Source organism: Belliella filtrata (assembly GCF_022549775.1).
Lineage (GTDB): Bacteria > Bacteroidota > Bacteroidia > Cytophagales > Cyclobacteriaceae > Belliella > Belliella filtrata.
In genome coordinates this window covers 1-19,196 of sequence record NZ_JAKZGP010000030.1, presented here as the reverse complement: position 1 = coordinate 19,196, position 19,196 = coordinate 1, and the positions used below count along the sequence as shown (strand labels likewise).

Here is a 19,196-nt window from a genome sequence, read left to right as displayed (position 1 = left end):
TAATGAAAAAGCAGTGCCAAAGGAAAAATAAACATACAACAACTTGATTACCAAATAATTAAAAATATGCGCCAGAAATCAACCTGTTCCAATACCGTACAGTTTTATTGTTCACTTTCTGAACAGTGGTACAAAATATAATGATGTTAAGGCTTGAAAATCGCTATCAAATCTTCATATAAAATCCCAATTTGATCTTTTGAATAAGCAAACCCTTCGTCAGGTACTGCATCATTCAAGTCAGGTAGAGGATAAGATTTTTCGTATTCTAAAGTCTTGGCATCATATACATCCAGAAACCTTTGGCTAGGAAAATTCTTATCACCAACATTAGAAATCAAGATCAATTTGCCCTGAAAAATAAAGCTATCTAGTATTAATTCATCAGCATTGTCTAACATTACACCCGAACCAATCTCTAAAACCTTCGGCAAAGGAAAGTCTTGAATATACTTTGTTTGTAAGAATTCTTTTGTCTTAAAATTGTACTTGAACATGAAGCTTGCAAAATAGGAAGTGAAAAACAACTCATCTCCAGTAACATTTACAACTCCTTCATAAATTAAACCCGAGTGATCTATATCAAATTGTGAATTAATAGATTCGATAGGTATGCTTTCATTCGTGTTGATATCCAAAAAGTCAAAAGCAAGTTTGGATTTGTCTTTCATATACCAGACCACAAATTTATTCCCCCCAAAATGATACCCCCCAGAAATATTTATATTGAAATTATGACTGAAATACACAGAATCTTCAAAATCCTGAACTTTAAATCTATTTAATTCAGAATCAAAAATCTCTACATTTCCTTGCTTATTAACCTGAAAATTTCTCACCATCAGATTTTCTTTGGGGCCATCCCCCCGTCTTCCAAGCGTATCGACTGTTCTAAAGCTTTTGTCAAATTTAAAGATCATTTTCTCTGGATAATAATACCCAAACCCCGTATCCAAGTCAAATTGAATTCGGTACAAAGGTAAATCCAAATAGATACTGTCCACAAACACGATCTCTTCAAAAACCCTACTTTTTGATGTTTTTCCCTTGCTATTTTCACATGAAAATAAAATCCCAATAGCACTTACAGTTGCTACCGATACCCAATTTTTGATATTTATCATATGTCGTAATGAATAACTAAAAACCAATTCTTTTTACTTCACCAAATTGACCCCTTTCCTCTAAAAGCATTCATAGAAAAGAATCAATCTATAAAAGAAAAACATAAATATAAAAAAAAACCCGAAGGCTAACACCCACGGGTTTCAAATATATAGCAACAACAAATTATTTTGCGGCAGCAAATCTTTTGCTTACTTCATCCCAGTTCACCAGATTCCAGAAAGCACCAACATAGTCAGGTCTTCTGTTTTGATAATTTAAGTAGTAAGCGTGCTCCCATACATCAAGGCCAAGGATTGGTGTACCAGACTTCTCAGCTACATCCATCAATGGATTATCTTGATTTGGAGTAGAGCATACACAAAGTTCTTTACTCTCATCTACACAAAGCCATGCCCAACCAGAGCCGAATCTTGTAGCAGCAGCTTTATTGAACTCTTCCTTGAAAGCATCAAATGATCCAAATTTAGCATCGATAGCAGCTGCCAAGTCACCTGTTGGCTGACCGCCACCGTTTGGTGCCAATACAGTCCAGAACAAGCTGTGGTTATAGTGACCACCACCGTTGTTTCTTACAGCTGCATTTGAGCCAGCCACTTTCATCAATTCCTCCAAGCTCTTACCTTCTAGGTCAGAACCAGAGATCGCATTGTTCAAGTTAGTGACATAAGCATTGTGATGCTTGCCATGGTGGATTTCCATTGTCTTTGCATCGATGTGCGGCTCTAGCGCATTAAAATCATAAGGTAGTTTTGGAAGTTCAAAAGCCATAATTTTTATAGTTTTATAGTGAATAATAAAATTAATTTCTTTGTATAAAGATACATTCAATAAACCCAGCCTTCCTGAAAATAGTTCTTGAATTTCGAGAAAAAGCTCATTTTCTCAAATTTTTAAAAAAATCATCTAGCAATTGCTTTGACACATCAGCCATCACACCTGTGACCACCTTGGTCTTAGGGTGCAAAAGATTTGGCTCTATCCTACCATATCCTCTTCTTGGATCAGAAGCCGCAAAATGCAGCTCACCCAATTGAGACCAAAATGCAGCTCCTCCACACATCACACAAGGCTCTAAGGTAACATAAAGCTTACATTCTGTGAGATACTTTGCTCCCAAAGCATTGGTGGCTGCTGTAATTGCAAGCATTTCCGCATGCGCTGTCGGATCGGTAAGTTTTTCGGTTTGGTTATAAGCTCTCGCGATCACTTTATTGCGACACACTATCACTGCTCCCACAGGCACCTCACCTTCCTCAAATGCAATATGAGCCATTTTCATGGCTTCATTCATAAAATATTCGTCTGTGTACATTTCCATGATGTCTCAAAAATACAACATTGATCTTAAAGAAGAGCATAAAAAAAGCGCAGTCTGTGATACGACTGCGCTCTTGTATAATCATTTGATGCGTTCTCGACCAAACAAGTAGACCATTCAATCTCGAACAAGTTTCGACTCCTTTAGAAAATCAAATCGAAAATTTCCTTTCTCACACCTTCATTGATGATCAAAGCCAAGATAAGAGATACTAACAAACCTATCAAAGCCCTAACAATATCCTTTCTAGCCAATCTATAAGCACGTACTAATCTAGCCTTCCGTTTTGTAAGTTTCTTCGATTTTGCCAAAGCAATAGACAACTCTCTACCTCCCAACAATCCTATAAATACCCATGTGGTACTCATAGGAACATTGCTTATCATTTTGAAATAGATCAATATTATAGCATATACAAAATCCACTATGGTTGCAGCCCTTACATCAGTTACTTTTGTCTTTTCATTCACGATTCCTTGAATCCTATCGCCTTTGAGATAAAATAAGAAACCAAGCCCTAAGAATACAAAACCTGTATAAGCTACAAACTCCCACACATTCAGCTGACGAGGAAGGAACACTGCAATATTCGCAGCATCTTGCATGATCCACACTGCCCAAAGTGTACCTGAAGTGATCCATTGTAGCACATACCAGTAAGGTTTTGCCTTACCCTTGAGGTAGGTCGTAACAAATTTCTCTAAGGTAAACCAAACGATGATCGCTATCACAAAAGCCAGAAGATAACCCAAAAAGCTTTTTTGCATAACACTCACAATGGTCCCAGCTTTATAAGTGAAAACATTAAGCAATAAGAATGTCGTAGATACAGGCATCCTCATTCTGGTCATAACCAACAGGACAATTGGTGCAGCTAGCTGTAAGAAAACAAAACTAGTAGGTGCTTCCTCAAGCCCCGGAACTTGTAATCTTTGATAACTAACATCACCATTATAGGTGAACCAACTGAAGGTGACCGTACCAACGAAAATTAGCCCCATAAATAACCACAACCAATACCATTTTCTCTCTTGATTGGAGGCTATGAAAGTACCGATCGTCTGTATACTATCATTTGCGATGGCCGAATAAGCAGCTAACGCAAATCCAAACCACATTGCGGCATAAGTATAGGGTGTAATGATTCCAGCGATAGACACTAGAATTAGTGTAATTAATAAAAATGACTTTTCTTTCTTTGTGAAATCAAAAAGTGCATAGGAAACTTTGGATAAAGCGTCCTGATTAATGTTTTGATCTTTAAGCTTGGCCATAATATTTTGTGGCTTATGAATAATTCCGTCACAAAGGTAAAGAAGATTAATTGGCTTGAATGTTAACAAATTGTTAAGACATTGATACCATTTCTTAACACCCTGAACCTTACAATCTATATCACCTAAAATTTCACAAAACGAAATCAATTGAAAAATTCATGAGCATATTCAAAATAAAAATTTATCTCGATTCAATTTTTCACCAAAAACAAGCTGTCAATATTAACAATATCTTCATACTAAACACTGACTATTTCATATTTTCTACCGTTACTTTGTGGCATAAAATAGGGCAAGACCACTCCAATGTGGCTTTTTCAATCGATGACAATAAGCAAAGATTCACATAATCAATCACATAGAGCAATTTTCTTTTTGAAAATGGCCTTTGCACTATTGCTTTTTATGCTGTCCATAGACTTACTGACTGTATCTATGCTTCAGCTTAACAATGAATTGGCAAAAGAAGTCTTTCAAGCTACAAACAATCCATTTGTAGGTCTCTTTATCGGTCTTTTGATGACAGCTTTGATTCAAAGTAGCTCGACGGTAACTGCGATGATTGTCGCTGTAGTTGCCTCAGGTAGCTTGACACTCACTCAAGCTGTACCTTTGGTCATGGGGGCAAATATCGGCACAACGATTACCAGCACCCTAGTGTCTTTCTCCTTTATCATGAAAAGAGGAGAGTTCAAAAAAGCCTTATCAGCGGGTGTTCTCCATGATGTATTCAACATCATTACTGTTATCATTCTATTTCCGTTAGAATTTTACTTTGGGTTTTTGAGCCAATCCGCTCAGTTCATTACGCATACATTTTTTGAATCCAAAAATTCTGCTGAAGGACCAATTAGGTACAATGCCTTTTTTACAAGACCATTTTCCTTGTGGCTGGTATCTTCCATTAAGTATCCTATCATAGCATTGATTGGAAGTATATTGCTTGTATTTGGAGCAATCAAGATCCTATCCGCTACTGTTTTCAAAACATTCATCTCTGACAATTATAAAAAAGTAAGCAAGCATATTTTCAAAACTCCAGCTGTGGCGTTTTTGTATGGAATATTCTTCACTTCCGCGGTACAATCGAGCACGGTCACTACTTCACTGATCGTCCCAGCTGTAGCCAACAGGAGGATTTCGTTGATCAAAGTATTTCCCTTTATCATCGGGGCTAATATCGGGACTACCATTACAGCACTGATAGCAGCCATTTACAATACAGAGGCTGCCATTAGCATTGCAATCGTTCACCTGCTGTTCAATGTGATTGGGGCACTTATATTTATGCCAATAAATTCCATCAGGAATATCCCAGTAAAAATAGCTACTTACCTTGGAAAAGAGTCTGTAAAAACCAGGATTGTTGGGTTCGCCTATATTCTTTTGACATTTTTCATCATCCCCTTTCTTTTAATATATTTCAACAGACATGAGGACATGACAAATTCTCAAGCCAATGAGAAAAAAGTAAACTCAACTGAAATCCCAGCAAATAACTAGGGCTTAACAATTTGTACACCCGAACTGGTACCAATCCTATCTGCACCAGCTCGAATCAATGCAATGGCTTGTTCCGCAGTTTTTATGCCTCCACTTGCTTTTATACCAATATTACTTGGCAAATGCTCACGCATCAAGGCTACATGTTCCACTTTAGCACCTTCTGGAGCATATCCAGTAGAAGTCTTCACATAATCGACACCAGCATCTTTGCAAATCATACATGCCTCTACAATCTCTTCATCGCTCAGGTAAGCTGTCTCGATGATTACTTTGAGTAGCTTCTCTTGTTGATGACAGATATTGCCGATCTTGGCTATTTCTATTTTTGGCCAATTCATCCCTGACTTGTATGCTGATAGTGACCAGACCAAGTCTATCTCATCAGCTCCATCTTTGATTGCTAATTCTGTTTCATAAGCTTTTGCTTCGCTAAGCTGATGTCCCAGCGGAAATCCCACCACAGTAACCAACTGCACATCAGATTCACCTAGATCTCTTTTAGCTTTTTTCACCCAAAATGGTGGCACACAAACTCCCACAAAACCATGTTCTAAGGCCTCTTTGACCACTTGATCTATATCTCTATCCGTCAGGGTTGGCTTTAGGACAGTTTGCTCAATGTATCTTTCTATGTTTTTCATAATTATTGCTTAGTCACCTTGTACATAATCTGTCAAATATAAAAAGTCATCTGTCAATTCCCCATTTTCTGTAATAGTAGCTTTACGAATGATTTCTGAATCATCCTTCATTAGCTCAGGGATAAAGTGTTGCATCAACATTTCCCCAAATGCTTCTGATGCATCCCTCGGTAATTCAGAGGGTAAATTATCAATAGCCATCACTGAAATACTATCTTGTTTCCCAAATGCTGGTAGCTCTTCGAAAGTATGTCGATCAACATCATAAACTGGATCTGCAACTCTAGATGCTCTAATTGTGGTCGGAACAGAACCATGAATGTCACAGGTAATATCCGCAATGACGGAAATGTTAAAATCTTCTGATTGAATGTCCTTAGGAATGAACAATTTTGGAGCTCGACTGTCCCAATATGCCGCAGCCATTAGGATGTCGCTGACTTCAGCAAACTTCAAGAAATGACTTTCATAGCCACTTGGGTCTTGATAAAATTCTATCCTATCAAATCCTCCGTCCGTTTTTCTTCTGTTATAGTCTGAAGAAGAGAGAACTGTAAAAACAGGGCCATCAAAATATGAAGTCAAAAATCCCTGTCGATCAACTTGCTTTACGCCTGCTGTAAGCAATACTTCAACCACACCTTTTCCGACCCTTCCTGTACCAGTGACTACAATCTTGATAGGAGGTAGCTGAACTTTAGACAATTCTTCATCAAGCTCAGATCGGTCAAAACACATAAACGCCCTCTTGATATCATACAAGCCGGACTTTTGACCATATGTCCATAGCCCATTATAAGCACCTACTATACCTGCCCATCTACCAAAAGCTACTAAGCGCTCCCCATCAGCATTCTTAATCACTTCATAATCTATCAGCTTAATTTGTTTTTCCAATATGGCTTCCAGTAGGAGCTTATTAAATGGCTGTTTCTTTATAGTATGTGAAAAGAAAAGATAGGATTTATTGGGTATAAGTTGTGGCACAGGCACCTCTTTGATCCCTATCAGCAAATCACAGTCAGAGAGGTCCGTGCTTACTTCTAAGCCTAAAGACTGATATTCCTCATCTTCAAAAGACCTAACATCAGAAGGCTCAATTTTGAAAATCAAATCCGGGAAATTTTCTTGAATGTTAATCAACTGACTTGGAGTAAAAGCTACTCTTCGATCAGCGGGACGCTTCCCTTCTTTTATCAAGGCTATCTTCATAGGGTCTCGGGCTATTTACATTGAAAAACTACACCAAGACCTTAATATAGAGAAAAAAATTGAATGAACACCAAAGAAAAAAGGCAGCGAAAACGCTGCCTTTTTAAGTTTTATAATTTAATCTAATCCAAGAAACTCAACATCAAATCTCAATACTGAGTTAGGTGGAATATTTTCATTTGACCCTGAATCTCTATAGCCATACGGAGAAGGTATGATAAGTACCCCCTTAGACCCTGACCTTAATCTTCTAAAGCCTAAACCAAAGCCTTGGATCGTTGAACCAGTACTGTTCAATGCCGGAATTGTAAATACTAAAGGATTGTAAGTACTATTTTCGGAATGAAGATCATTTTCCCTTGCTACTGCTTCTATATTGGTATCGAAAACAGACCCGTCAAGTAAGCTTCCAATATAATTTGTATATACAACATTATTAGTAGTTGGTCTTGAGCCAGTACCCTCTTCTTGTACAATGACAATGACACCAGAAGGATCATGAACTCTATACAAGCTGTCGATAGGTGTATTGGCTAAGTACTCATCCACTATCTCCCTATCTCTTGCAAGATTCCCTTCTATATCATAAGGCGGAGGTCCAAATGGATTCATTTCCTCACAACTGATGAAAGCCAAAATTGGAATCAATAGTATTAACTTTATTTTTTTCATTCAAATTGATTATTTAATGAATCCTAATCGTCTGACTCGAATTTGCCAACTCTGACAAGCTTGATATCGAAAATCAACGGAGAATTTGCGGGAATATTGCCATTCACTTGAGATCCATAGCCATAAAGAGACGGGAATATAGTAACCAAATCATCACCTTCTTGCATTTTACTTAATGCAAAGATAAAGCCTTGAATAGCACTTTGCCTTCCCACAATAAATTCCCAAGGCTTATATTGACGCTGTGGATTGTGAACTTGATGCGCTCTTGCTATACTGTCATTGGTTGAATCAAAAACTTTATCATTAAGTAAGCGTCCAGTATAATCGATAAACAAAGTATCCCCAAAGACATATTCTTCATCTCCATTCATCTTCTCTTTCCAAAATATGTAGACACCATTATTAACATCTTCATATTTATGGACGTGATCTATTGGATTTTCTTCCAAATAAGCTTCAATGGCCTCTTTGTCTTGTTCTAACCTGATACTGTAATTTTCTTGCTCAGATATACAGGAAAAGAACAACATGATTGCAATGACTGGTAAGCTTAACTTTTTCATAAAGTTTTTAATTATTTTACATCCTTAACTTCGACATCGAAGATCAGAACGGAGTTTGGCTTGATCACAGCACCTGATTGTCTATCACCATAAGCCAAAGTAGAAGGAATCAAAAACTTCGCTTTTGATCCATTTTTCAATAAAGATAGACCTTCATCCCATCCTGGAATCACTCTACCCACACCTACTTGTACTTCTAATGGCACGTACTGATTTGCTTGGTCTCTTTGCTCATTATAAACTCCTCCAGCTTGGGCCTTCTCTTTGTTGCTTGTGTCAAAGATAGTGCCGTCCAATAGGTAGCCTGCATAGTCTACTTCTGCTGTCTGACCTGCCTCGATCTGCTCTCCGCTGCCTTCTTCTTCTATGACGTAAAATAGACCCGACTCTGTCTTGGTTGCATTCAAATTATTTTCAGAAATATACTCTTCAATGAGTTTTACATCAATTTCAAGCTGCTTTGCTGCATTCTCAGTTTGCTTTTTCATCTGTGCATCTTGTAGGGCAGTGAAATAGGCTTGTACACCATCTTCGTCCAACACATCAATCACACCTAGTCTGATTTTTACATCATCTTCAGCTTTCAAGAAAAACGGCACATTGAATTCACCAAAAATCTTAGCTGCAGGAGCTGCAAATGTGATACTATCTCCTTTTCTAAGTCCAAGGATGATCTCTTCTACACCAAGATTGGTCGATGCAGAGTCATTGTATTGGAATACTTGAGGAGCCATATCATCTATAGTAGAGATAAAAGTAGAATCACTACCTGTCATTGCAATCAAATTGTACAATACATACTCACCGTTTTTCGGGCTATCTTTTCCCTCTTTGATATATGTATACTCTATGCCATCAGATGTAGTCTTCTTGGTCTTGGTACAAGCTGACATAGAAACAGCCGCAGCTAATACGGCTGCTGACAATAAAATGCTTTTAATTTTTTTCATGGATGAGATCTAATTGATTGTATAAAGTTTTAATATTCTCTTTGATTAATTTTTCAAATTTCTCTGTTGTTTCGGTCAATGTCAAGTCTGATTTTCCTCCTGATGCATTTTTATGACCTCCACCGTTGAAGTTTTCCTGAGCAAACTTATTGACTGCCACTTCTTCCACTGACCTGAATGAGATTTTGATACCATCTTCACGTTCTGTGAAAAGGGCCGCAATTTTGATTCCGTCTATAGACAAAGCGTAATTCACCAGACCTTCTGTATCACCAGTCTGAGAGGCATATTTTTTCAAATCCTTTTTAGAAATGGCAAAGTATGCGATTCTTAAATCTTGATTGATTGTTAGTCTTCTTGAAATAGCAAAACCGATAAACTTCAGCCTATTGACACTATTTGTATCATATATGAGCTTAGAAATTTTGGTATTATCAGCCCCTAAAGCAATAAGCTCCGCAGTGATCATATGCACATTTTTGGTAGTATTGGGATGTCTAAACCCACCTGTATCTGTCATAATACCCGCATACAAACAATCTGCTATATCTGAGTCTAAAAGTTCTTTGTCTCCAATTTTCACTATCAGCTCATACACAAGCTCACAGGTAGCCGCAGCCTCTGTGCTCCAATACCTGAATTGACTAAAATCTTTGGGGTCTTGGTGGTGATCTATATTGACAATGTATGCGTTTGATTCTTTCACATACTCCTCCATCGACTGTATCCTGCTCAAGCAAGAGAAGTCGAGACAAAAGATAATTTCAGCGTCAGCGATGATCTGAATAGCTTTATCTTTTTGATTCGGATCTTCAAAATTTATCACCTCATCATTGCCTTTCATCCAATGTAAAAAAGACGGATAATCTGAAGGTGTGATGACAGTAACCTCATGGCCTTTTTTGATCAAGTAATTTTTCAACCCAAGTGAAGAGCCTAATGCATCCGCATCTGGCTTGTGATGAGTCGTGATTACAATCTTGGCTGGCGAGGCAATTTTATTTTTAAATAACTCTATTGATTGCATTTTTAAGCTTTTGTGGTCTCTCATTTAGAGAAGACAGCTTGCAAAGGTCATGATAATTTTTCAAAATTCCCAATTATCATAATCTTCTATAGCTTAAGGTGATAACATAGATTTAACCCCCTTCTTTCGGAACTTCACATATTTCATGTACTTTTGCACTCGAATTCAAAAAAGCAACAATACTATTAATATGGCAACTAACAGAACTTTCACCATGATCAAGCCTGACGCTTTTGAAGCGGGCAACTCTGGTGCAATCTTGAAAATGATCGAAGAAGCTGGCTTCAAAATCGTGGCAATGAAAGCTACAAAACTAACAGCTGAACTTGCTGGTAAATTCTATGAAGTACACAAAGAAAGACCTTTCTATAATGACCTTTGTGCTTATATGTCTTCAGGACCAATTTTCGCAGCTATCCTCGAAAAAGACAATGCAGTAGAAGATTTCCGTAAACTAATCGGTGCTACCAACCCGGCCGATGCAGCTGAAGGAACAATCAGAAAGATTTTCGCTAAATCAATAGAAGCTAATGCAGTGCATGGTTCTGATTCTGATGATAATGCTGCCATCGAAGGCAACTTCTTTTTCAATCAAGCTGAAAGAGTTCTTTAAAAAACAGCTAAAAGCATCAAAAAAGCCTTGCATCTTTCTATAAGAGCAAGGCTTTTTTTTGTTTATAACCGTCCATTCATTGCATTAAGATATAACATTATACTTTGCAAAACTGCCTACATTTTGAGCACGCAATGTGTAAGACAGCATGATCACAGATCCTCTTCATCTTCAAAATCATCTTCATCTGGAGCTCCCATATCAAACATCGAGCTGAACAAGTCCTTAAACTGCATGCCTGTATCTAGAAGTTTTTTACTCAATTGACTATATTCAGCCAAGCCATGTAAGGCAAACTCCATAAAAAACTCCTTCTCCCTTTCATGGAGTTGCTTGACATGAGTTGTCACAATTTCCTCTAATCCTGGAACCTGATGCAAGGCTGTCTTATAAGCTTTGTCAGATTGTGAAGCAATGATATCTAAGGAATTCCCTTCTCCAAACCAAGACAAAGGTAAAATGTATGGATTTCCTGTCTTTTCCTTTTTCTTCTGTTCTGGTGAAGGGAAAAAATCCGAAAACATGGTCCTAATGGCTTTACCGATCAAGTTGTAAGCCACAAGTCCAGCTCCTTCTTGCTCACCTTCATAGACTAGCTCTACTTTACCTGTTATTGCAGGAATGATGCCTATCAGATCAGACACCCTGACGACTGTATTTTGTTCGCCATGAATGTAAAGCCTTCTTTCTGCTGCCGAGATTAAGTTTTCATAAGCCGAAATCGTCAACCTCGCTGAAACCCCACTCTTCTCGTCTACATACTCGCTATGCCTCGCCTCTATAGCAATTTGTTCGATCAAGTCCTTCATTAACTCTGGCATGTAGATCTGCTCCAATGGCTTCCCTTCGAGCTTGGCTTCTTGAGACGTTATTTGCTTTCCTATCTCTATTGATTTTGGGTAATGGGTAATGATCTGACTCTCTATTCTATCCTTGAGAGGTGTCACGATAGATCCTCTATTGGTATAATCTTCCGGGTTGGCAGTGAATACAAATTGTATGTCCAAAGGTAACCTTAACTTGAATCCCCTGATCTGGATATCTCCTTCTTGTAGGATGTTGAAAAGCGCTACTTGTATTCTTGCTTGCAAATCTGGGAGCTCATTGATCACAAAAATGGAGCGATGCGATCGTGGTACAAGTCCATAATGTATCACGCGCTCATCATTGTAGGAAAGCTTCATCGTGGCTGCTTTGATAGGATCCACATCACCGATAAGATCCGCTACAGACACATCTGGCGTAGCAAGCTTTTCTGTATATCGATCAGCTCGATGCCACCAAGTGATCGGCGTATGATCTCCTTTGGTCGCTATGAGACTGGTAGCAAATGATGAAATAGGCATCAGCGGATCATCATTGAGCTCTGACCCCTCTACTACTGGGACAAATTCATCTAATAAAAATGTCATCATTCGCGCTATCCTTGTCTTTGCTTGACCTCTGAGACCAAGCAAGTTGATATTGTGACGAGAAAGTATGGCACGCTCGATATCAGGGATCACGGTATCTTCATAGCCCCAAATCCCTTCAAAAACTTTTTCTCCTGACTTGATACTCTTAATCAAATTTTGCCTCAGTTCCTCCTTGATAGATTTTGATTCATAACCCGCAGCTTTGAGTTCTCCCAAAGTCCTGATTTTCAACAAATCTTTCGTATTCAATTGACTATATTCCATCATTCTAAAATCTTTTCGTTCTATTTTTTCTATAATCCTCAAAAATCAAATCTCCAAGTCCTTTCAAACTGCTGTAGTAAGCATTCCCGTTATTGACTTTTGTGAATTCTTTGACAAACTCCTTCAAATAAGGATCTGAAGCTATCATGAATGTAGTCACGGGAATTTTCAATTTTCTACATTGGGCAGCAAGCTTTAATGTTTCATTGAGGATTTTGCTATCTATCCCAAAGCTATTTTTATAATACTTTATTCCAACCTTCAAGCAAGTGGGCTTACCGTCAGTGATCATGAAAATTTGCTTGTTGGGATTTTTTCTTCTTCTCAAAAGGTCCATTGCCAGCTCTAACCCTGCCACTGTATTGGTATGATAAGGACCGACCTGCAAGTAAGGTAGATCTTTGATCTCAATCTGCCAGGCATCATTACCGAACACAATCACATCCAATGTATCTTTTGGGTAGCGAGTTTTTATCAATTCGGCAAGTGCCATAGCTACCTTTTTAGCTGGAGTAATCCTATCTTCCCCATACAAAATCATGGAATGAGAGATATCAATCATCAAAACTGTTGAAGTCTGGGTACGCATTTCGTTTTCAACCACTTCAAGATCATCTTCTGTAAGAAGGTAATCCCCAGAAAAACCGTGGTTCACCTGGGCATTGCGCAGCGAGTCTGTCAAAGCAATCTGATCTAAATTATCACCAAAGGAGTAGTTTCTCCTATCAGACCCTTTTTCATCACCTGGGCCAGAGAATGTAGTCTTGTGTTGACCACCTTTGGACTTTTTCAATTTTCCGAAAATCTCCTCTAGTGCTGACTTCCTGATCGTCTGCTCAGCTTTTCCAGTGATTTTAAATTCTCCTTTTTGATTTTCTTCAGTAAGGTAACCTTTTGACTTGAGCTCATCAATAAAGTCACCAATTCCATAGCTGGCATTAGTGAGATTGTATTGTTTATCAAGATTAGTTAACCAACTGAGCGCCTCAGCGACGTCACCACCAGTCATTGTAACGAGTTGCAAAAAAATCTGCAGGAGGTTTTCGAAATTGTTTTTTTCAGGATCCTGCGGCGGTATATACTTTGTAAATCTGAATCCTTTCATATTGACCTTATAACAAGATCATGGACTCGCAAGTTTGGATTATGCTGATAAAATTTAAAAAATATGTATATCTGTAAAAATACCGCTAATCAGATCATATAGGTTACCTTTGAGATTAAGGCATTAAAGAATACCTCTCCTATCAAACAAGGAATGTTTAAATAACTATTCACAGGCCCCCTTTGTGTAGGATTTTACTCCTGCCCTTTGAGCCTCGCAGCTATTGCCATAAGTTTTTTGATCGCAGCCACATACTGGATCATAGATCATAAGACAAGCTAAATCTTTGTATTTATCATTTGGATCGATACAGTCCACCAATTCGTTTGGTGCCATGTCTTCACATTGAAATGCAGCAATGGCCATCACCAACCAAAGTAAAAAGCTAATTTTCAAGTATTTCATAGTAGTGACATTTTTTCAACTAGACGAGATGTATAAAGTAAACGCTACAAAGGGCGTGAATATTAATACAAACCTTACATTTCCAATCTTCATTTTGCTTAACTTAGCCAAGCTTAAACTAATAAAAACACAAGCCTTGGATTTACAATACCCATTAGAATTGGCAGGAGCCTTTGTATTTGCTATTTCTGGTGCTTTGGCTGTAAGAGGCCGAGAGCATGATCTGTTTGGCGCTGGCTTCACAGGATTTATCACAGCGATTGGAGGTGGTAGTTTGAGAGATATTCTTTTAGGCAGCTATCCTTTGGTGTGGATTGGAGATGTTCATGTACTATATGCGATATTTGGAGGAATCATTGCTGCTTTCCTTTTTCAAAAACACTTGCTAAAGTTAAGAAGAACCATGTTTTTGTTTGATACCCTCGGGATTGGATTCTTTACAGTTCTTGGGGTTGAAAAAGCCCTTAGCCTAGGGGCTAGTGTAGAAATCGCCGCTATCATGGGGATGTTTTCAGCTGTAATGGGTGGTGTTTTGCGAGATACATTGACCAATGAAATTCCTATACTTTTCAGAAAAGAGATTTACGCTTCAGCTTGTCTGGCAGGCGCTATTTTATACCTGATTCTCAATCATGTTGGACTTGAGAGAGACTATAATCTTTTGATATCGATGTCTGTCGTGATCAGTATCAGGCTGATTGCAGTAAAATACAAGCTTAGCCTCCCCACTTTGGATTGATCGAAGTATTCCTGAAATACACAAGAAAATGCTTTAATCTATTATTTATAGTGCCAATAGACCTTCCAGATTTCTCTTGATTATTTCTAATAACTGAAAGGTCTGCGGATTTTAGGCATTATATAATCCAATTTCTCTTTTGATAAACTTGATATATTTGTCAAGTAAAATGAAAGCTTATGGGATTTACCATTTCATGTCTTAATTTTGGACATGAATTCGACCCTTTCTAAGCAAAATATTCTTTACATCCTACTCTTCGGCATGCTTGTCTTGCTCCACTTTTCTGGCATTGGGAAGCTAAGTATCTATGCCCTAGATGAAGCAAAAAATGCAGTGGCAGCATATGAAATGCTAGAAAGGAACGATTTTATCCTTCCAACTTTCAACGATCAGCCAAGGTTTGATAAGCCTCCATTACACTATTACTTTTTCATGGCGGGGTACAAGCTTTTTGGTTATTCACCATTTGGAGCTCGTTTTTTCCCAGCATTAGCGGGCTTGTTTTGTATTGGGATGTGTGCTGCCTTCCTCAAAAAACAGTTTGGAGATCGAGCTACCATCTTTTACCTTCTACTTAGTATTGCAAACATCCATTGGATGATCCAATTTCACATGGCAGTGCCTGATCCATTTCTGATCTCATTTTTGACAGTATCCTACCTGTATGGATTCAGATACTACCAAGGCAACTACCAAGAGCCAAAACTTCAATACATTTCCTATGCCTTCTTAGCATTGGCGACATTGACAAAGGGCCCAGTTGCTATATTGCTTTATACAGTAACTTTTCTTGCCTTTATCATTCTCAAAAGGGAGTTTAGGCTAGGCCCCTGGTTCCGAATTGGCCCTATCGTGATGCTACTTGCCATCGCTAGCTCATGGTACATTCTGGTAGGTGTCCGAACAGGCGGCAACTGGCTAGAAGAGTTTTTCTTGACCCATAACTTGTCAAGATTTGGAGCACCAATGGAAGGACATGGAGGCTTGTTTTTGAAAACATGGCTATTCGTGGCATTGGGTATATTCCCATTTGTACTATACATTCCAGCAGCTTTTCGATTTGTCTTGAAGTCAAAAAAGGAGGCAATTGGACAAAAACCTGATGTTTTGCTATTCGCAAGCATTGCATCGGTGGCTGTTATCGTGTTTTTTAGCTTTGCATCTACGAGACTTCCCAATTATACCACACCGGCATATCCTTGGCTTATGATCCTATTGGCCATATTCATTAGTGATCGATTAAATCAAAAAATTCAACTTACCCTTCTTTTTACAAGTACAATATTGGTCTTAGGACTAGGAATTGGCGGGAGTTTTGGCCTTGCTCAAATCGACTATATTAAAGATATCCATCCTATGGCCTATCTTTTTTTGATAGCCTTGATACCCTTGGCACTTTCATTTTTCTTTACTTTCAGAAAAAAACTACCTTATGCTTTCGGAAGTCTTGCTTTTAGCTTGGCCACGGTCACACTTATTTTTCTACTTTGGGTGATGCCTGCTATAGACAAGCAAAACCCCGTCTTCAAAACACAGCATATATGGGAGGGTCAAGAAAACATCTATTACTATGGAATCCCAAACCCTTCTTTTGTCTTTTACCTGCAGCGACCTATTCCTTTGATAGATCCCGTAACTGCCAAAACAGGGGATTTGATAATTACGAGAAAAAGTTCACTTCAGCAATTTGAAGATGAGGGCTACACATTCAAAATACTAACCGAGGCAAACGATCTTTTCGAAACCCCCATAACGGTAATTGTTCAGCTCGAAGAGTCTCCAAGGTAAATGGATTAGTGGCTAGATAACTTAGCTTGGAAATATTCCCCCAAGTGAAATTCTCTCCAAGATTCGGGAAACTTAGCAACCAGGTAGCTCGCAATACAAAATGAACTGTACCCGACCCACATGCCTGCAAGGACATCGATCAAGAAATGCTGCATCAAGTAAACCCTGCTAAAACCAACAACGACCGCAGCAAGAAAGATCAAGACTTGATATACTGGCTTTACTGGTTTGCCTAAAGCAAGTATAGCTGCCAAAAGAAACACTGTTGCTGTGTGTCCAGAGGGAAAAGAGTTGAGGTAGGCAATCTTCACACCATCCACTAAATGAAGCGACATCCCTTCAAATACACTCATGGGTCTCGGCTCACCATGAAATATGATCTGTTTGCCCACAAAAACAATAATCATGTGAATCACTATAGCCAATTTCACCATCAAGCCATAGCTATACTTTCGCATAAAGATAACGGGTATGAAAAGTAGAAAGATCAATCCGTCTCCAAGGTGTGTATTGTACTTGAAAAATACATCCAAGAAAGGATTATGGTGGGCATTGACAGTGAGTGAAATGAACTCACTTCCATAAAAAAATATCAAAAGGCTAAAAAATATGCTTGTCACGATCATACAAATGGTAAAAGTGGAAATCTTATTTTGGGAATGAATCACAGTGTTTATTATCTAAGTGATGAATTAATTGGTTGGATGAAATCTATTTATCGGACAAAGATGCGAGTAATTCCCCTAAAAAAACAAGGATTTGAATTATGTCGGAGTGACTGGACGACCACCCTATCCTGTAAATCTCTTTTTATCAACTACTTACCAAAGAAAGTTTCAAGCAGTTCACCGTTCAGTTCTCATTTTTTTTGAACCAGTTTGAGTGCCGATGAACTTGAAAACGTCTTGATCAAATATACGAAAAATTGTTGTTATACGGACATCCAAAACGGACAAATACATAGATCGATCAAGATCAAAATGTAATCAGGTCAATTCTATTAACCTCTAATTAGTTTTCCAATAGCTTACTGAAACCTAAATCTATTTTCTTTAATAATACTCATTAGTTTCATCATCAAAGAATTCATGAATCATATCTTCAATTAATTCTTCATCAGAAATATCATCACTCAACTCATCAATAGTTAACAACAATGATTCATCTTCTTTTAAGTCCCCTACTTCATTTTCTTGATGATCAGGTTTAATAGCACTTTGAACCAATTTCCTTTTGTTTTTCTTGATAGATTGAAGAATATTGTCAAAAAAAGTACGATCTATATTTTTTTTAAGGACTTCTTTCTTGAATATTATATATAGAGGGTAGGTCAACTTTTATACCCTCTCTAGTTGTAAAAGCTAGTATTGCTTCATATGCTTCCTGATTTGTGGCACTAAGATTTAATGCCGCGATATTATACTCCAAATAAAAGCTTTTGCTAACGAGATCGTTGTTTGTGTTCTCCTCTAAATAGGGATTTAAAATAGTGGTTTTCAGAAGAAAATTTCTTGAATTCTCCACTAAAGAAAGTGCTTTATCGGCCATCATTAAGGATTTGTGAAATTCCTTAAGATGCCACAGGCTTTTGGCACACAAGTTATGGGCAATACTACTGTCATCGTGCCTTAAACAAGGCTTTAGAAATTGAATGGCTGAGTTATATTTTTGTAATAAGAAATAGACTGTGCCAATTAAACGACTTGAACGATATGATGGTTTGTTTATCGGGTAAGAGTCTATCATCACTTGTTCAACCTTGGTTAGTAAATTCAAAAGCACATGATCTCTTACGATATCTTGGTCAATGGAAGTATTAGCATAAGCTTTTAGAAGTTGTTCATAACCTATGGTGAAATCAGTTTCAATTATATCTTTTAATGCTTGACGTAGGTGGTGGTTCCCAAGTGAAATCGGATTTTCAAACTTGTGCATTTCATATTCTGTTTTTCCAGCACTTAGTAAAGTATTCAGATTATTAGTCGTTGCGGTCTGGAGAAAATCCTTTACTGAATGATCGACTGGGCAAAACTTTACCTGTTTCGAACCGATTTACAGAAGATGTGATTAAATTAAGTACGCTTTTCCAAGAAATTGAGTCAAAATTGGGTAATTCTCAAAATTTAGGATTAAGCAATAGTTTAATGAGTGAGAATGCTTTTTCTGATGACCAAAAAGCAATTAAAAAATGTATTCAAATGCATGAAATGAAGTATCAGAAAAAAAGAAAAGGGAGCAAAAAAAAGGGAAAGGGGTTGAAGAAAAAATGATTTTGAAAAACTGACTTAATTAGATTTAATTGAGTCTATAATGAAACACCCTATTAATAGAGGGTAAACATTATCAGGGCTAGTGTTTAGATTAATGTTGAATTTATTGAATAACCTTTTCTCTTTATTTCTATTTTAATACCTTTCCGATTCTTTAAAGATATGGAAAGTAAATTTTTCACAAGTCCAGATGAAAGGATCTTAAAGATCCGGAAATTATTTGAATTGAATAATACTATAATTCAATCTATTAGCATATTAGCATTCGCTATATTAGTTTTTGATTTGGGTTTTAGG

Annotated in this window: 21 protein-coding genes; 5 read left to right on the top strand and 16 right to left on the bottom strand. The window is 37.7% G+C overall.

All coding sequences use genetic code 11. From position 1 onward, the window contains the following. Positions 1-146: 146 nt before the first annotated feature. The 4 genes from MM239_RS12100 to MM239_RS12085 all read right to left on the bottom strand — a co-directional run bounded on the left by MM239_RS12100 (position 147) and on the right by MM239_RS12085 (position 3,720). A complete protein-coding gene (locus MM239_RS12100) occupies positions 147-1,124 on the bottom strand; it encodes a hypothetical protein (protein WP_241348505.1) in 978 nt (325 codons plus the stop codon). A gap of 166 nt (positions 1,125-1,290) precedes the next feature. Next, positions 1,291-1,896 (bottom strand): superoxide dismutase, encoded by a 606-nt coding sequence (locus MM239_RS12095; protein WP_241348504.1) that lies wholly within the window; start codon positions 1,894-1,896, stop codon positions 1,291-1,293. Between the two features lie 106 nt (positions 1,897-2,002). Further along, positions 2,003-2,446 (bottom strand): nucleoside deaminase, encoded by a 444-nt coding sequence (locus tag MM239_RS12090; protein ID WP_241348503.1) that lies wholly within the window; start codon positions 2,444-2,446, stop codon positions 2,003-2,005. 143 nt (positions 2,447-2,589) lie between these two features. Further along, positions 2,590-3,720 (bottom strand): hypothetical protein, encoded by a 1,131-nt coding sequence (locus MM239_RS12085; RefSeq protein WP_241348502.1) that lies wholly within the window; start codon positions 3,718-3,720, stop codon positions 2,590-2,592. Between the two features lie 327 nt (positions 3,721-4,047). Here MM239_RS12085 and MM239_RS12080 point away from each other — a divergent pair, with 327 nt between their 5' ends. After that, positions 4,048-5,226, top strand: a complete 1,179-nt coding sequence (locus MM239_RS12080) for a Na/Pi symporter (RefSeq protein WP_241348501.1) — start codon at positions 4,048-4,050, stop codon at positions 5,224-5,226. Here MM239_RS12080 and deoC read toward each other — a convergent pair. The 6 genes from deoC to MM239_RS12050 all read right to left on the bottom strand — a co-directional run bounded on the left by deoC (position 5,223) and on the right by MM239_RS12050 (position 10,297). Then, positions 5,223-5,870, bottom strand: coding sequence for a deoxyribose-phosphate aldolase (gene deoC, locus MM239_RS12075; RefSeq protein ID WP_241348500.1), 648 nt, complete (start codon positions 5,868-5,870; stop codon positions 5,223-5,225). The genes MM239_RS12080 and deoC overlap by 4 nt on opposite strands. Before the next feature lie 9 nt (positions 5,871-5,879). Continuing rightward, on the bottom strand, positions 5,880-7,082 hold the full coding sequence (locus tag MM239_RS12070; RefSeq protein WP_241348499.1) for an NAD(P)-dependent oxidoreductase: 1,203 nt from the start codon (positions 7,080-7,082) through the stop codon (positions 5,880-5,882). Positions 7,083-7,199: 117 nt separating this feature from the next. After that, a complete protein-coding gene (locus MM239_RS12065) occupies positions 7,200-7,754 on the bottom strand; it encodes an FKBP-type peptidyl-prolyl cis-trans isomerase (RefSeq protein ID WP_241348498.1) in 555 nt (184 codons plus the stop codon). Between the two features lie 23 nt (positions 7,755-7,777). Continuing rightward, the gene (locus tag MM239_RS12060; RefSeq protein ID WP_241348497.1) at positions 7,778-8,320 is read right to left on the bottom strand and encodes an FKBP-type peptidyl-prolyl cis-trans isomerase; all 543 of its coding nucleotides are present in this window, start codon (positions 8,318-8,320) and stop codon (positions 7,778-7,780) included. 11 nt (positions 8,321-8,331) lie between these two features. Next, positions 8,332-9,270, bottom strand: a complete 939-nt coding sequence (locus MM239_RS12055; RefSeq protein WP_241348496.1) for an FKBP-type peptidyl-prolyl cis-trans isomerase — start codon at positions 9,268-9,270, stop codon at positions 8,332-8,334. Then, on the bottom strand, positions 9,257-10,297 hold the full coding sequence (locus MM239_RS12050; protein ID WP_241348495.1) for a DHH family phosphoesterase: 1,041 nt from the start codon (positions 10,295-10,297) through the stop codon (positions 9,257-9,259). Before MM239_RS12050 ends, MM239_RS12055 begins: the two co-directional genes overlap by 14 nt. A 190-nt stretch (positions 10,298-10,487) precedes the next feature. Here MM239_RS12050 and MM239_RS12045 point away from each other — a divergent pair, with 190 nt between their 5' ends. Beyond that, positions 10,488-10,910, top strand: a complete 423-nt coding sequence (locus MM239_RS12045; RefSeq protein WP_241348494.1) for a nucleoside-diphosphate kinase — start codon at positions 10,488-10,490, stop codon at positions 10,908-10,910. 152 nt (positions 10,911-11,062) lie between these two features. Here the strand turns inward: MM239_RS12045 and MM239_RS12040 are convergent, their stop codons facing one another. The 3 genes from MM239_RS12040 to MM239_RS12030 all read right to left on the bottom strand — a co-directional run bounded on the left by MM239_RS12040 (position 11,063) and on the right by MM239_RS12030 (position 14,099). Further along, positions 11,063-12,589 carry a P-loop NTPase family protein gene (locus MM239_RS12040; RefSeq protein WP_241348527.1) on the bottom strand — a complete coding sequence of 509 codons (1,527 nt, stop codon included), beginning with the start codon at positions 12,587-12,589 and terminating at the stop codon, positions 11,063-11,065. 4 nt (positions 12,590-12,593) lie between these two features. Further along, positions 12,594-13,694: a vWA domain-containing protein gene (locus MM239_RS12035; protein WP_241348493.1), complete on the bottom strand. Its 1,101-nt coding sequence runs from the start codon at positions 13,692-13,694 to the stop codon at positions 12,594-12,596. A gap of 165 nt (positions 13,695-13,859) precedes the next feature. Further along, the gene (locus tag MM239_RS12030) at positions 13,860-14,099 is read right to left on the bottom strand and encodes a Kazal-type serine protease inhibitor family protein (RefSeq protein ID WP_241348492.1); all 240 of its coding nucleotides are present in this window, start codon (positions 14,097-14,099) and stop codon (positions 13,860-13,862) included. Between the two features lie 136 nt (positions 14,100-14,235). Between MM239_RS12030 and MM239_RS12025 the strand changes: the two genes are divergently transcribed. Both MM239_RS12025 and MM239_RS12020 read left to right on the top strand, forming a co-directional pair. After that, positions 14,236-14,838 carry a trimeric intracellular cation channel family protein gene (locus MM239_RS12025; RefSeq protein ID WP_241348526.1) on the top strand — a complete coding sequence of 201 codons (603 nt, stop codon included), beginning with the start codon at positions 14,236-14,238 and terminating at the stop codon, positions 14,836-14,838. A gap of 213 nt (positions 14,839-15,051) precedes the next feature. Continuing rightward, positions 15,052-16,629 (top strand): ArnT family glycosyltransferase, encoded by a 1,578-nt coding sequence (locus MM239_RS12020; protein ID WP_241348491.1) that lies wholly within the window; start codon positions 15,052-15,054, stop codon positions 16,627-16,629. A 5-nt stretch (positions 16,630-16,634) separates the two neighbouring features. On the opposite strand, the gene MM239_RS12015 is transcribed toward MM239_RS12020, so the two are convergent. The 3 genes from MM239_RS12015 to MM239_RS12005 form a co-directional block, all read right to left on the bottom strand. Then, positions 16,635-17,249: a phosphatase PAP2 family protein gene (locus MM239_RS12015; RefSeq protein ID WP_241348490.1), complete on the bottom strand. Its 615-nt coding sequence runs from the start codon at positions 17,247-17,249 to the stop codon at positions 16,635-16,637. Positions 17,250-17,681: 432 nt separating this feature from the next. After that, positions 17,682-17,855 (bottom strand): hypothetical protein, encoded by a 174-nt coding sequence (locus MM239_RS12010; protein ID WP_241348489.1) that lies wholly within the window; start codon positions 17,853-17,855, stop codon positions 17,682-17,684. A 64-nt stretch (positions 17,856-17,919) separates the two neighbouring features. Beyond that, the gene (locus MM239_RS12005; protein WP_241348488.1) at positions 17,920-18,564 is read right to left on the bottom strand and encodes a CDC27 family protein; all 645 of its coding nucleotides are present in this window, start codon (positions 18,562-18,564) and stop codon (positions 17,920-17,922) included. A gap of 50 nt (positions 18,565-18,614) precedes the next feature. Between MM239_RS12005 and MM239_RS12000 the strand changes: the two genes are divergently transcribed. Next, positions 18,615-18,899, top strand: a complete 285-nt coding sequence (locus MM239_RS12000) for a hypothetical protein (RefSeq protein WP_241348487.1) — start codon at positions 18,615-18,617, stop codon at positions 18,897-18,899. Positions 18,900-19,196 lie beyond the last annotated feature (297 nt).